8 protein-coding genes are annotated in these 14474 nt (G+C 64.5%); 1 reads left to right on the forward strand and 7 read right to left on the reverse strand.

Annotated elements, in window-relative coordinates; translation table 11 throughout:
* Positions 1–78: 78 nt before the first annotated feature.
* The 7 genes from KA184_04220 to KA184_04250 form a co-directional block, all read right to left on the reverse strand.
* Positions 79–1362 (reverse strand): ABC transporter permease, encoded by a 1284-nt coding sequence (locus KA184_04220; GenBank protein MBP8128763.1) that lies wholly within the window; start codon positions 1360–1362, stop codon positions 79–81.
* Between the two features lie 96 nt (positions 1363–1458).
* Complete coding sequence (locus tag KA184_04225) at positions 1459–3423, reverse strand: MBL fold metallo-hydrolase (protein MBP8128764.1); 1965 nt, start codon at positions 3421–3423, stop codon at positions 1459–1461.
* 24 nt (positions 3424–3447) lie between these two features.
* Entirely contained in the window at positions 3448–4149 is a 702-nt protein-coding gene (locus tag KA184_04230; GenBank protein MBP8128765.1) for a DUF1318 domain-containing protein, read from the reverse strand.
* A gap of 225 nt (positions 4150–4374) precedes the next feature.
* On the reverse strand, positions 4375–7593 hold the full coding sequence (locus KA184_04235; protein ID MBP8128766.1) for a YdbH domain-containing protein: 3219 nt from the start codon (positions 7591–7593) through the stop codon (positions 4375–4377).
* 57 nt (positions 7594–7650) lie between these two features.
* Complete coding sequence (locus tag KA184_04240) at positions 7651–9261, reverse strand: transglutaminase family protein (protein ID MBP8128767.1); 1611 nt, start codon at positions 9259–9261, stop codon at positions 7651–7653.
* 115 nt (positions 9262–9376) lie between these two features.
* Positions 9377–12919: an MFS transporter gene (locus KA184_04245; GenBank protein ID MBP8128768.1), complete on the reverse strand. Its 3543-nt coding sequence runs from the start codon at positions 12917–12919 to the stop codon at positions 9377–9379.
* A 74-nt stretch (positions 12920–12993) separates the two neighbouring features.
* The gene (locus tag KA184_04250) at positions 12994–13479 is read right to left on the reverse strand and encodes a MarR family transcriptional regulator (GenBank protein ID MBP8128769.1); all 486 of its coding nucleotides are present in this window, start codon (positions 13477–13479) and stop codon (positions 12994–12996) included.
* A 155-nt stretch (positions 13480–13634) separates the two neighbouring features.
* On the opposite strand from KA184_04250, the gene KA184_04255 reads away from it, so the two are divergent.
* The coding region (locus tag KA184_04255) for a TIGR01777 family oxidoreductase (GenBank protein MBP8128770.1) at positions 13635–14474 on the forward strand (840 nt) is incomplete at its 3' end.

Raw genomic sequence — 14474 nt, forward strand, 5'->3', positions numbered from 1 at the left:
AGGTCCACGCCGCGCAGGATGCGCAGTTCGCGCGAGCCGTCGCGGAAGGTCTTTACCACCTCTCTGCATTCGAGCACGTTACTCATAGCGCAAGGCGTCCACCGGGTCGACGCGGACCGCGCTCCACGCGGGATACAGCGTCGAAACCAGGGTAAGGGCTACCGCGGAAACGCAGACCCAGAAGATGTCCCACGGCATCACCGCCACCGGGATGCCGTCAAAATAGTAAATGGTGCTGTTGAAGATGTCCCAACCGATCGTATGCGCGATAAAGACCATGATCGGGTTGATGTTGTAGGCGAAGAGGGTGCCCAGCACCAGCCCGATGACGGTGCCGGTCAGGCCGATCATCAGTCCCTCGAAAATGAACAACTGGAAGATCGATTTCGTGCCGGACCCGATGGTGCGCAGGATGCCGATGTCCCGCCGCTTCTCCATCACCACCATGATCAGCGTGCTCGTGATGTTGAACGCAGCGACCAGAATGATGAAAGCAAGTATGATGAACATGGCCAGTTTTTCCTGGTACAGCGCCTCGAAGAACTCGGCCTGGCTGTCGTACCACGTGATGGCCTGGTAGGGCAGGTCCGGGTCGTTGTTGATGCGGTCTTTCACCTGCTCCGCCAGGAAGGGGTCGCCCAGCTTCATGTGGATACCGTCCACGCCGTTCTCCCCGGTGAGCATCTGGGCGGTGGGAACATCGACAAACGCGTATAAAGTGTCGAATTCCGACATTTTCGCCTGGGAGATCCCGCTCACGCGAAGCCAAATCTGGCTGCCGCGCCGCGGACCGAGGGGCGTCAGCGTCTGGCGCGCGGTGGTCACGGTTACGCGCCGGCCAATCATAAGGCTGGGATTGACCATGTGCGAGCCCAGGAGCCGTTGCGCAAGCCGGTAGCCGAGGACGATTTCCTTCTCGCCGGGCAGCGCGCCCGACCCGTATTTGCGCCCGCCCTGGGTGGTCAGGTTCTCCGCGAGCATGGTGATGTCCTGCTCGCGGACCGGGTCCACGCCCATGATGTAGGCGCCGGTGGAGTTCTCGTCGTGCGTGATCAGCGCCTCGACCTGCGCGAGCGGACCCGCGGCAATGATTTCGGGGGCGATGGCGCGGATGCGCCCTATGGCGAAGTCGTAGTCTTGCATGCGCCCGCTGAACTCGGGCAGCACGGTGAGATGAGCCCGGTTGCCGATGATGGCGTCACGAAGGGCAATGTCGAATCCCGTCATGACGCTCATGACGACGATCAGCGCCATGACCCCGACGCACACGCCCGCCACCGAAATGATGGCGATCAGGCTGACGAAGCGGTTGCGGCGCTTGCTGCGCAGATAGCGTGCGGCGACAAACAACTCGAATCGCACGAACCGGTTACTCCCTGGAACCACACACTGGAAGTCTGAATCGAGACCGAAGTATAGAGTGCCCGGCGTATGGCGAGCAACCGCGGTACGGCCACGCTATCCACGCACGTGAACAAGCGCGTGGCGGAAGGGGCCGAGGTAGCGGGCGCCCCATTGGACGCGGAAGGGGACCACGTACATGCCGGGGGCGGCGCCGGCCGGAACCTGCAAACGGATCCGGGCCGCGCGGTCGGAATCGGGCCTCCCCGCGACGACGAGCCCGCACGTGCGCGGCGGAATTTCCACTTGCGTTGTGCTTTCAGTCGCGCCGGCGGTCCAGCCTTCGGGCGGCACGGGCTCGAGCCGGACACGCACCGCTTCCGGGCCGTGGTTGGTCAGTTGCACGTCGATGGTGCATTGTTCTCCCGGGCGGACGTCCTGTTCGTAGGGGTATGCGCGCACCCACCAGGGGTCTGTGGCGAAGTTCGGGTCGTCCCATGGCGTCATTTCGCGCAGGACCGTCTCACGCTCGTCCAGGACGCGGTCCAAATAGTCCAGTTCGTCCGGAGAGAAGCGGAACATCATCTCCTGATGCTGGTTGAGAATGCCGTCGGGCGCGAGTTCGCGCCACAGGCGGATACAGCGGCGAAAGCCGCGGTCCGCGCCGAGAAAGACACGATTGCCGGCCGTGTAATCGTCGAGTCCCGAAGGCGCGCCGGAGTCTCCCGCGAAGAAGAGCCTGCTCCCGCGGCCTTCCACCATCAGGCCGCCGTGGTAGAGCGTCTGGCCGGGGAAATGGAACGCGCGGAACGTGAATTCGCGCCACTGCCATGTCTCGCCGTCATATGTCGCGCGCACCTTTTCGACCGTGGCCGGCGAGATGCACGGCAGATAGTAACGCCGCGGATGTTCGAGGATGCCGACCACGCTCGCGTCTGCCCAGACCGGACAGCCGGTTTCGGCCGTAAGACGCGGCAACGCGTCGACGTGGTCGTCGTGGTAGTGGGTTACCCAGCAGCCGTCCAGGCTTGTAATCTCATTCTTCTGTAGCCAGTCGCACACCGTATCCACGACGGCGTCCGCGCCGCAGTCCACGAGCCACGCGGCCCGGCTCTCGGACACGACCAGGAAGCTGGTAGGACTGACGCGGCGCACCCAGGCCGGCGGCGGTTGGGTCTCCGCGAGGGCCATGCGCGCTGGGTCGTCCTTCAAATCGGCGAGCAGTTCCGGGAAATAGAAATTCAGCGCAGAGATGGACGCGTAATTGCGCAAGAGGGCGTCTAACCGCTGCTCGAGAAGCCGGGTTGCACCAGGCACATCGCGAATCAGGCCGCCGTGCGATGGAACGAGCACATCGGGGCGTTCCGCGCGCACTTTTTCGAGGCTTGCCAGCAGCGCTGCGCGGTTCCCGAGAAATCCGTGGTAATCGGTGATTCTTGCATTGCCCTTTTGCAGCGAATAGACGTCCCAAAGGCGTCCGCCTTCATACACGAGGTCACCGGAAAAGACGATGCGCAGGTCTCCGGCCGCGACGGCATACGATACGCTGTGGTCTGTCATGCCCGGCGTTTCAAGCACCTGGATGCGCCAGTCTTCCCAATCGATGATTTCGCCATCCTGTACGCCGCGCGCGACCGGCACGGGCTGCGCCAGCACTTCCGGGCCGGGCTGCTGACGGTAGAGATGCCAGCGGTTCTTCGGGTCTTGCCAATACGAGGCGACGTCCTCGACCAGCGGTCGCTCGGCCTCCGGGATGACAAGTTGCGCCCCGGAATCCAGGAGAGTCTTCGCGCCTGCGAGGTGCGTTCGTTTGTGCTGCGTGCAGAGGATCCACACGACCTTGCGCACGCCGAGCCGCGCCAGCCGTTCCGGCGTCATGGAATCGCAACAGTCGATGAGCAGCGCCTCGCCGCCGCGCACGAAGACGCCCATGTTCACCGCGCCCGGCACCACATAGACGCCGGGCGCCAGGGAAATCGCCTGCAGGTTCGCCATTTCCGGGAAGGATGGCCCTGGGGCCGCTGCCCGCGCAAGCGGCGCCATCAGCAGGGCACTTGCGAAGAATCGGGCGGCGCCGCGCATCTCGTGTCCGTATCCTGCGCGGCGCTAGGGGATGGTTACCCAGGCGTCGGGCACGCAGGCTGCGCCGAGCCGCTGGCCGAGCGGCGTCGCCTTGAACGCATCGAACGTGTAGCCTTCAGGTGCGGCGCCGTTGGACGGCAATTGGCACACCTGACCGGATTCCGCGCGCTCGAGCCGCTTCCACACGTAGACACGCTCGACATAGGCGACCGTGACGTTCTTGTTGTCGCTGTTCAGACGCGCGATTTCGCTGTAGAACGCCTTGCGGTCCTCGTTTTCCTCGGCCATGAGCTTCTGAATTTCGTTCTTCTGGTCCGCGTCCTGCAATGCGGGGCAATCGCGCAGCGCCAGGTAACCGCGATTGGTTTCGCCCAGGCAGCCCTGCGCCTTCAATTCATTGACGCGCGCGCTGCGCTCGTTAATCGACTTGAGAATCTGGCGGTACCGCGCCGACTCGGTCTTCAATTCCTCGGCGCAGGCAGTATGCATGGGAGCGGCCCATTCAAGCAGGCCGCGCAGGACCGACCGGGACATGTCACCTGCCGGCGCAAGCTCCGGCATGACGTCCGTCTTGCCTTCCATGTAATCGAGCACTGCGTCCGCCTGCTGTTCAATATGCCGGATGTCGAGCGTCACGTGCGCCTCGATGCGGTGTTCCGTCCGGATTACGCAGCCGACCGACAGCACCAGGCCCGCTATGGCAGCACTCGCAAACAATCGCTTCATCGTGTGGACCTCCTTCTTTTGCGTTCCGCCAAACACATTGCATCGCAGCGTTAGCCTAACAGACGCCCGTCTTTTTACCTTATTCACAGCCGCCGCCGAATCCGGCGCCAGAATATGATCTCATGTATCCATTGTAACCGGCCACTGCCGTTTTTGCACCACTCCCCCGCACGCCCGTTTTTGCCGCGGATTTGACCTCCGGCGCCGGCCGGGAAAAAGCGCGGGTTACTGCGCGCGTTCCCGTGCGCGCAGCGCTTCGACGATGGCCTGCGGGTCGGCCTTGATATCCACGTCGAGCGACAGGTCCCGGCTTTCGAGGAGGGCTTTGCCCACGATGCGGCCGTCCGCGAAGCCCAACTCCAAATCCGCCGAATCGAAAGGCCGTTGCGGTTTCTTGCCAATAGCCTGGCGCAGCATGCGCTCGAAGGACTTGCCCATCGGCAGGCCGGACACGTACTGCGAGAGCAGGAGTTGCTCGACCATGTCGCGGTTCATGCTGAATCCGTCGCCCGCCTGAAGGCTCACGGTCAGGTCCGCGAGCGCGCCATGGGAAAAGGCGATGCTGATAGCCCCGCTGGCGCGGCCAGTCAGGGTCATGCCGGGCGGCTTGTACTCGTTCGTGAACCGTCCCAGGTCCACATTGGTCAGCTTCAGTCCCAGGCGAACCGGCAAGCCAGGTTCGAGCAGGCCCGCCGCAATGGTTGCGTCCACGGTCCCGTCGAACAAGGTCGCGCGGATATTCTCGCTGCGCAATTCTGTGCGCTCGGGGCGCAGCGTCGTTTGAATGCCGCTCAGGTTCACGCCGCCGACCGAAAGCGCCGTCATGCTGACGCCGATGCTTCCGGACAGGTCTTCCTCCAGCCCGATATCCCCCGTGGCTTCGAGGTTTTCCAGGGTTGCGGTTGCGCCGGGCAACGCCATGTGTTCCGCGCGCACCGTTCCCTGCACATGGCCGCGCACCGCGGACCCGTCCAGGCGCACCGCGCCCGTGAGTTCGGCCTTTCCCGCAGCCTCGGCCAGGAATTCCATCGCGACGAAAGGCGCGAAATCCGTCGTAATCTGGATGTCATCCGCCATGCCGGTCATTGCCGAAAGGTCGAGGGCGGCTCTTGCGGCGATGAGGCGTGTATGCTCGCCCAACGCGACCGACAGGTTGTTCGCGTCGAGAGTCCCTGTATCCGGCGCATAGCGGCACGCGGCCTCCACTCGCAGCGTCTCACCGTACGGCACCGCGAGGTCACCGTATCCCAGGGTGTCCGTTGTCAGCACGGTATCCAGCGTGAAAACGTGGTTCTCGAATCGTGCCGGGGCCTCGAAAGAGACCTCGCCCCAGAGGCCGGGCGCGCCGAGCAGTGCGTCCAGAAAGCCAATGTCTCCCTCCGCCTTCAACGCCGCGCGCGCGGCCCCTTTGCGCAGGTCCAGTTTGCAGTCTTGGCCCGAGACCTCGAACGCGTCCGTCACGGCGAGGTGCAATTCCGCGCTCTGCCACGTGGAGAAATCGCGCGAGGCCGCCAGTGTGCCTGTGAGCCGCGGCGCCACGCCGGAAGAAGACCACGACGCGCCCTCGAGCGCCGTCGCGGCGAGGTTGGCCTTGAAGCGCCAGTCGTACTCGCTCGCGGTCACGGCGACCTCGCCGTCGACCACCGCCGCTGCAAGACCGTCCGGCAATGCAAAAAGGCCGGTTGCGTCACGCCAGGCGCGCACATCGGCGCGCTTCAACGCGGCCGCACCCGAGCCCTGGAATGTGGCGAGCGGGTCCGCCAGCAGAGCGGACCATTCGTCAAGGCGCGCCGTGGCATAGGGGGCGACTTCGAGCAAGGTTGGCCCGCCTTGCACCGTACCGGCGGCTGTATCGACTGTGGCCATGCCGCTGATGTGAAAGATGCTCTTCTTGGGCAGCGCGAACGACGCATACTGCAACCCATTGCCGCGCAGGTCGAGCTTGATTGTTGCCGCCGCATCCGCCAGCGAGCATTCGGCCGAGCCGTTCAGGTTTCCGCCCAGCCTGGCGGGCGGCACGCCCGGCAGAACCGTCCCGGTCCACGCAGCGAGATCGACATCGCTAATCGCCGCTGTTACGGCGTATGCGCCGCCGGCCTGGCGTTCGAAACCGAGTTCAACGGCCTGCGTGTCCGTCGCGGCCGTGACCTTGCCTCCGATAGCGGTGCCACTACCCGTGGTCGCGATGGCGCCCTGCGAACGGAACACGAGATGCGGCCCTTCCGCGAAAGCGGGCGCAAAGGTTCCTTCCCACGATGCGCCCTCCGCGTTCCAAGCCAGTGTCAGCTCGCCTGCCAGATGCTCCAGACCGCGCGCGTAATCGAAGTAAGACCGGTATGCTTCCGGGACCAGTGCTTCAATCTGCGGCCGAGGCCAATCGCTGATGCTGAGTTCCGCCGACCCGGCCAGCATGCCGCCGCGGACCGAAACCTGAACGGCCTGCCCGGCGTTCAGGGTGACCGAGCCCTCGAATGCGGCGTTTTCACTCAGGCCGCCCGCGCCGGAAACAGCGACATTGCCGTTGTACCAGAGGCGGGACGGCTCGCCGACCCGCAAGCCCGTGACCTGCATCTGCAGGCCGGCCTCGATGTTGTCCGGCTGGCCCGCGGCGGGCAGCATGCCCGCCACGCGCGAGCCGGACAGGTCCATCTGCTCGAAACGCACCGGTGCCGGCGTGTCACGCCATCCCGCGGCGGCGAGCGCCGGTTCCCATAGCGTCAACCGTTTGGCTTCGAACGCGATTTCGGGACGCGCGCCCGCCGTGTCCAGCGTGCCTTCCGCATCCAGGTCGAAGAACTCCCGGATGGCGGCTTGTCCCTGGAAACGCCACGCGGTGCCTTGTCTCTGGACGGTTACGTTGAGGTCGCCGTCGCGGTTGTCCGGTGCTCCGCCGAATTGCCATTGCACCCGCGCCGGGCTCGCCGAAATGCGGCACGACAAGTCCCGCGGCGACGCGACTCGCGCGGAGAAGGCGAGGTTTTCGATGGTGACCGGGAAATCCCCAAGGGTATTCCGGAAATCGATACGGCGGATGCTGGTGTCAATGGGGATGGCGAGCATCGGGTCGATGCCGGAACTGGGCGCGGTCAGGAAACGCCTCAGAAAATCGTGGTTGGTGGCGCCGGACGCAGCCGGGGCAAGCGTCACGGCGAGCCGGTCCAGGGTCAAGCGCCGCAGGTAGCGGTTGCCGGCAGCGAACAGGGCGTAGTCCGCCTCCAGCCCCGCGACGGTAACGGCGGACGGCGTTGCCGCGGGCGCGCCTGGTTCGCGCAGTTCCAGCAGCGGCACGCGGAGCGTGCCCCACAGAGCGGCACTCTCGACAGTCGCTTCCGTGCCCAGTACCCGCTCCAACGCAACGCGCACCAAGACGCGCTGCGCCGCTCCCGTTAGAAGAAGCACTGCCGCCAACGCGAACATGGCGCCTGCCGGCAGAAGAATTGCCAAGCATCCTTTTCGAATGCGCGACCGTCTGCTATGCGTGCCGGTCGACACGGCTGCCGCTCACGAAGCCCCGCCGGAGGCGGCGGCCCCGGCGAGCGGCGCGGTTGCCGGCGGCGCCGGCTCCCCTGGCGCTGGTTCGTTGGTCATCGATTGCTGCCCGGGCGCCGTTGCGTCGTCGTGGGCCTGTTCTTGCGGCGCCGCGTCCGTCGCGGGCGACGATGTTTCCGGCGCGGCACTTTCGTTGGGCACGTATTCAATCTGCAGATGGCCGATGAGCGGGATGATCCGCGACTGGGCGAACAGGTCGCCTTCGGCCAGCTTGATATGCGTGACATCCGCGTTCGGCTGGTTGAACGTCGGGTCCACGTCGATCCACTTGCCCACCCATGCCTTCGCCCACTGGTGGAAATAGAATCCGGGATGGACGCCATCGACGTAGACCACGCCCGCGACCTCACGCGCGGGCAGGCCCGCCGCGCGCGCCAGCCCGACGTAGAGGATGCTGTGCTCCGTGCAATCGCCCTCAAGCGTTTCGAGCACTTCGATCGCGTTGCTCAAACGCGCCGAATACGTGCTGCGCATGTTCTTGTTGACCCATTCGCAGAGCAGGTTCGACACCTTTACGGCGTCCGTTTCCGCGCCGGCGATTTCCTTCGCCTTGCTCACGAGGCGCGGGTCCGCGCATTGGACAAACGGCGTCGGTTCGAGCCACTGCGCCACCGACGGATTGTCAACGGGCACATGCGCGGGCGTGAAGTCGTCGAGCGCAACGCGTTTCGCCACAAAGACGACGCTGTCGCCGGCGTCCGCCACGAACTGCCGTTCATCATTGAAGATGTGTGACTCGGTGAGCGGGCCGCGCAGGATGAGACGCAGCGTATCGCGGTCGCGCGGGTTCTCAATCCGGCGGTCGACCAGCGCCGCGTTTGACACAATCACGTCGTTCACATAGTCGACGTCCTTGGCCACTTCTTCCGGTTCGAGGCGCATCGTAAACATGCCCGCTGCGATGTCTTCCAGCACGGTGCCGTCCTCCGCCACATAGGAAACGGATTCAAGCCCCATTTCCTGGAGAACCATCTTGATCTTGTAGACGCGGGTAGTCACCCCCTCGAGCATACGTTCATCCACCTCGAGGATATGGCTCAGCCCGGTCAGTTCACGCTGGAACATGGGCTCGAATACCGTGAACTGAAGCGCGTCCCCCGGCTGCGGTCTGTCCATGACCCAGCGTTCGTGCTTTAGCGCATCCGTGAGCGTTTCGGCCGGTTTGGGCAGTGTGATCTCGTCCCCGACGCCGCCGACGTCTGTCTTCAACACGAGGTGATCGTCAACTATCTGCGCATTGAACGTGTTCTTTTTGCCGCCCGGGTCGACAAAGTACGACTCTATGGATTCCAGGGCGCCGTCCGGCGCGTACACCCGGCACGCGTATATCTGCAGTTCCTGCCGTACGCCCTCCATCACGATGCGGAACCGCGCGTCCTGCACCAGCGTCACACGGCCCTGTTCGTCCTTGGCCGTGGACATGAAAGCGTAGCCCGATTTCTCGCCGTTGAGGTACAGCCCGTACCAGGAATCGCCCAGCAACGCGTCGATGTCGGCGCCTTGCGCCACGAGCAGCCGCGGGAAGATCAGTCCGAATGCCATCGCAATCACCAACCGTTTCATCCGTCCATTCTCCGATAGAAAGGGGCATTGTAACCCATGCGGTGAAAGGAGCGACAATCCCGCGCGCCGGTTCCGGCGGGGCGGGATATGCAGCCGTTGGATGTTCGGCGCGAGGCTATTCGTCGTGGTCGAGTTCTTGCGCCATGGTGCGCACGCCGCGAATATCCATCTTGCCCGTGCCCAGCACGGGCAGCGCGTCGATGCGGTGGAATGCGCTGGCACGGGGCCGCCAGAGATTCGGCAGCCCGGAGTCCGGCAGCTTTTGCAGCAGTTGCGCAAGCTGCGCATCGTCAAGCGTGTGCAAGACGACCAGGCGCTCGCCCTTGCGGGGGTCCGCGATGCTCGCCACCGCCAGCGCCTGCTCGGTCAGATTGAGCAGCTGGTGCAACGTTTCTTCCACCTTCGCGTGGGGGACCATCTCGCCGGCAATCTTGCTGAAGCGGGCCATGCGGTCCGTTATGGTGATGAATCCGTCCTCATCCACCGATGCGATATCGCCGGTCTCGTACCAGCCGTCACGCAACACGGCGGCGGTCTTCTCCGGCATGTTCAGATACCCCTTCATGACGTTGACGCCCTTGATCAGCATGAGGCCCGCCTCCCCTGGAGGCAGGTCGAGGCCGGTGGCCGGGTCCACGATCCGGATGCTGATGCCGGGCAAAGGACGGCCGATGCTGCCGTGCTTCACGCCGCGGGCATAGAAGCCGGGCGAGATGAAATCGGGCGTGTTGGTGGACACGGCGGGCGCGCATTCCGTACATCCGTAGCCTTCCATGGGTGTGGTGTCGAATTTCTCGCGATACGCCTCTCGGATGCGCTCCGGCAGTTTCTCCGCGCCACAAACGACCCACGACAGGCTCTTCAACTGTTCCGCATCGCAGCGGCGGAGGAAACCGTTAAGGAAGGTCGGCGTGCCGACGAGGAACGTGCACTGGAACTTCTTGATGAGCCCGCCGATGACGCGCGGTTCGAGCGGGTTCGCATGATAGACGACGCCGCACCGGGACAGGAACATCAGCCACATCGTGACGGTGAACCCGAAGGAATGAAAGAAAGGCAGGAACGCCATCATGCGGTCGTGCGGACCATGCGGAAACGTTTCGAGGCCCGCTTCGATATTTGACAGGATATTGCGTTGGGTGAGCATGACGCCCTTCGGGTCGCCTTCGCTGCCGCTTGAGAAGATTATGGTGGCCAAGTCCTCAAGCGTGCGGCCGCGGGGCGAGCCGGCGGCGCGCTCGATCAGCCACGCGGGCGCGAACAGGGCGTACAGCATGCCGATGACGCGGTCCGCCGCGGTGACCGTGCCGCGAATGTCCTCGAGATAGATCGGGTGACCGGGCACCTCGAGCGGCAGGCGTTCAAGAAAGCGCTTTGAGGTGAGCACCTGCGTAATGCCGCACTGCCGCGCGGCGGAAGCCATGGCCTCCTTTGAACTGGTGTAGTTCAGGTTGACCGGCACGCGGCCCATGATCTGCAGCGCGATGTTGGTCAGCGCGCCGCCGACGGAAGGGGGCACGAGCACGCCCACCATCTGCCGGTCGTCAAGGATGCGGCGCAGTTTTCGCGCAAAGGCTATACTTCCCACCAGCGTCTTGAAATAGTTGAGTTCGCCCGTGACGGCGTCGGCGATGCACATGCGCCGCTTGAATTTTCGCGCCACTTTGATGAAGCCGCGGTGCAACTGGTTGTGCGCGAGCGGGCGGCGCATATACGATTCGGTGCCGAGCCGCTGAATGGCCACGCGCACCTGCACCGCGGAAGCATCGCGCGGAAGCGCATCCCCGTAGTGCACGTGGATGACGTGCGGGATGCGCGGCGGGCGCAGCGCGTGAAAACGCCCGTCTTCGACTGTGTAGATCGAGCCCCACAGATGGGACAGGTGGACGGGCACCAGCGGCGCGTCCACGTCGCCCAGAATGCGCTGGTAATCATCGTGGTACGGCATGGCAACGCCATCCGCGGCGAAGCGGCGTTCCGCCGGGATGCAGACCACGTTGCCCTCCGCAATGAGGGCGCGCAACTGGACGATGGTTTCCTCGATGTGTTGAACCGAACCTCTCGGGTCGAAGGGAATGACGCCGAGCATGCGCGCGATGCGGCCCGTCAGGCGCGCGTTGAAGACGTCCTTTCCCATGAGAAAGCAGATGTCGCGGTCCGTGGACGCCGTTAACGCAAGCGCGTCCATGACCGAGAGATGATTGGCCACGAAGAGCGCGCCGCCTTCTTCGGGAATGCGATTGCGCCCGAGCACGCGGATGCGATACAGCGTGTTGGCGAGAATCCACAATACCGCCCGCAGCATGATCGAGGGGATCCGGAATGAGATATAGAGGCCCATTCCGGCGGACATCAGCGCGCAGACGAAGAAAATGCCGCTGGGACTCAGCCCGGCGCGGCTCAGGCTGTAGAAGAAAACGCTGGCGAAGGCGATGCCGACAAAGGTCAACATGTTGGTTGTGGCGATAACGCCGCCTCGTATGGCCAGAGGCGCGCGCGCCTGGATCGCCGCGGCGAGCGGCACGTCAAAGAACCCGGCGAAGAAACCAAGCCAGAAGAGGACGCCGATCACGAACACGTAGGGGACCCAGCCGATCGCGCCGGCGGCCGCGGCCGCGCCGGCGCCGCCCGTGTCGCCGAGGCCAATCCCCGTGATGCCGAGAATCACGGAAAACAGGCCCATGCCCAACGCGCCGACCGGCACGATACCCGTTTCGATCTTCTCGCGCGAGAGATAGCCCGCCGCGACCGCGCCGACGCCGATGCCGAGGCCCATGGTGGCGACCCAGTAGGAGGTGAGCGCGTCGGACAGGCCGAGCGAAGTGTGCGCGAACTTCATTACGCTCTGCCGCACCAGCGCGCCGCCGAACCAGAAGTAGACGTAGCCCAGCACCACGTTGTACAGCAGTCGTTCGCTCCAGATGGCTCGAAAATAACGGCCCATGCCCGCCCACGGCAGCAGCGGATTGCGCGGAATCCTCGTCTGCGGGTGCGCGGCGGGCGGCTTTGTGATGAAGTGCGAGGAGACCGTGCCCAGGACCGAGAGCACCACGAGCAGTGCGGACGCGAGGTAGGTACGCCCGCGAAAGGTCTCCGACACCGCTCCGGCAAGGCCCGTGCCCGCAATGATGGCGAGTATCGTGCCCATTTGCAGGATGCCGTTCGCCCAGGACAGGCGCGGCTCAGGCATGATTTCCGGAATGATCCCGTACTTTGCCGGGCTGAATATCGCGCTCTGGGTGGCCATGCAGAAGAGAACAAACCAGCAGAACGGGGAACTGCCCATATAGAAGGCGACGCCCCCGAGCGCCATGATAAAGATCTCCAGGTATTTTGTGCCGATCGCGACGCGCTGCTTGCTGTATTTGTCGGCCAGCGCGCCGAACAACGCCGGGAAAATGATGAACGGCACGGCAAAGATGAATTGCGCGAATGCGTATACGAAATCTTCGGTCTGAAACAGCCGCGCCAGCCACGAGGCGTCCGCGGGCACGTCTCCGCCGGAGGGCATGGCCATGGAAAGCAGGAAGAAGATGATGATGAACTGATACAGGTTGTCGTTGAACGCGCCCTGAAACTGAGTAACGATCAACGCCCAAAACCCGCGGCGGTTGAATGTCTCGCCCGGGTGCGCCGGTGGACGTGCGATGGCCTTCATATTTGTGTTTCCTCCGGCCCGGACATCTCCGGGCCTTGTCGAAACTGGTGTTTTCGGCGTACCGCGCCGCTTGCTCAGAGACGCGCCGCGCCTTCGCGCAACCGTTCGAGTCCTGCGATGAGCAGGCGGCATTGCGCATGGCTGAACGCGGCCAGTGCCTGGTGAATCTTGCCTCGGTAGACGTCTTCCACGCGTTCCACGAGACTACGGCCCCTGGACGTCAATTCTACGTGATAGATGCGCCGGTTGCCCGGCACGGACGCGCGATGCACAAGCTTCTTCTGCTCCAGTTTGTCCAGCACGGACGTGATGCTGGCTCGCGTTACGACCAGGCGCTTGCCCAAGTCCGACTGGGTCAGGTCGCCTTCCTTGTACTTCAGAGCGAAAAGCACATTGAATTGCGCTTCGGTGAGGCCGTAGCGCCGGAACAGGACCGCGCCCTTGAGGGACAGCACATTCGCGGTGCGAATGACGTTCAGGACGGCCTCGTGCCGGATATCCTCGATGGGATGTTCCAGGCCCAGTTCGTTGCTGATGGACGCTGGCGTTGTTTTGGCCATGACGGAGCCCCAATCTTGAGCCCTGATCGTATGCCATGGGATTGTTAGAAGTCAAGCAATGCGCGCCCATGCCTCGCGGGACTGGCCCCGCGCGTTGACGGTCCCGCGCATGGCCGGTATACTGACACAAATCATGGCGAATAGGAGCGAGTCGCATGCGCGTGCTGGTTACCGGATCAACCGGGCTCGTCGGCGAGGCGTATATAGCGCGGTTGCGCACGCGCGGCGACGCGCCGGTCCGGCTCGTGCGCGGCAAGACGCCGTTCCCCGAGGACACCATCGCCTGGGACCCGGACCGTGGCAAGATCGACGCGCGAAGCCTTGAAGGGTTGGACGCGGTGGTTCACCTCGCAGGCGAGAACATTGCCGTGGGGCGCTGGACCCCCGAGCGAAAGAAGCGCATCCGGGACAGCCGCGTGCGCGGCACGCAACTGCTCTGCGAGGCGCTGGCGGGCCGTTCCTCGCCGCCACCCGTGCTGGTGTCCGCCTCGGCCATAGGCTACTACGGCAATCGCGGTGATGAAGCCCTGGATGAGGACGCCCCGCCCGCGGAGGATTTCCTGGCCGAGGTCTGCCAGGAGTGGGAAGCCGCCACCGCGCCTGCGGCGGCGGCGGGCATCCGCGTCGTCCGTCTGCGCATCGGCATGGTTCTGAGCGGTGACGGCGGCGCGCTGGCGCGCATGGTCACGCCGTTCCGGCTGGGGCTGGGCGGCGTAGTTGGCACGGGCCGCCAGTACATGAGCTGGATTGCGCTCGAGGACCTGGCGAGCGCCATCGAGCACTGCATCGGGTGCGAAAGCCTGGCCGGTGCCGTGAACGCGACGGCGCCGAACCCGGCAGCCAACCGCGAGTTCACGAAAGCGCTGGGCAGGGTTTTGCGGCGGCCCACGTTGTTTCCCATGCCCGCCGCCGCCGTGCGCCTGTTGTTTGGCGAGATGGGCGAGGCGCTGCTGCTCGGTGGCGCGCGCATCCTGCCCAAGCGGCTTCTTGACACG

The sequence above is a fragment of the Candidatus Hydrogenedentota bacterium genome (genome assembly GCA_018005585.1).
Classification (GTDB): Bacteria; Hydrogenedentota; Hydrogenedentia; order Hydrogenedentales; family JAGMZX01; genus JAGMZX01.

Bases quoted from the DNA above. Each gene is read 5' to 3' on its own strand.
- KA184_04250 (MBP8128769.1), bottom strand. From the start codon at position 13,479: ATGGCCAAAACAACGCCAGCGTCCATCAGCAACGAACTGGGCCTGGAA.
- KA184_04245 (MBP8128768.1), bottom strand. From the start codon at position 12,919: ATGAAGGCCATCGCACGTCCACCGGCGCACCCGGGCGAGACATTCAAC.
- KA184_04230 (MBP8128765.1), bottom strand. From the start codon at position 4,149: ATGAAGCGATTGTTTGCGAGTGCTGCCATAGCGGGCCTGGTGCTGTCG.
- KA184_04225 (MBP8128764.1), bottom strand. From the start codon at position 3,423: ATGCGCGGCGCCGCCCGATTCTTCGCAAGTGCCCTGCTGATGGCGCCG.
- KA184_04240 (MBP8128767.1), bottom strand. From the start codon at position 9,261: ATGAAACGGTTGGTGATTGCGATGGCATTCGGACTGATCTTCCCGCGG.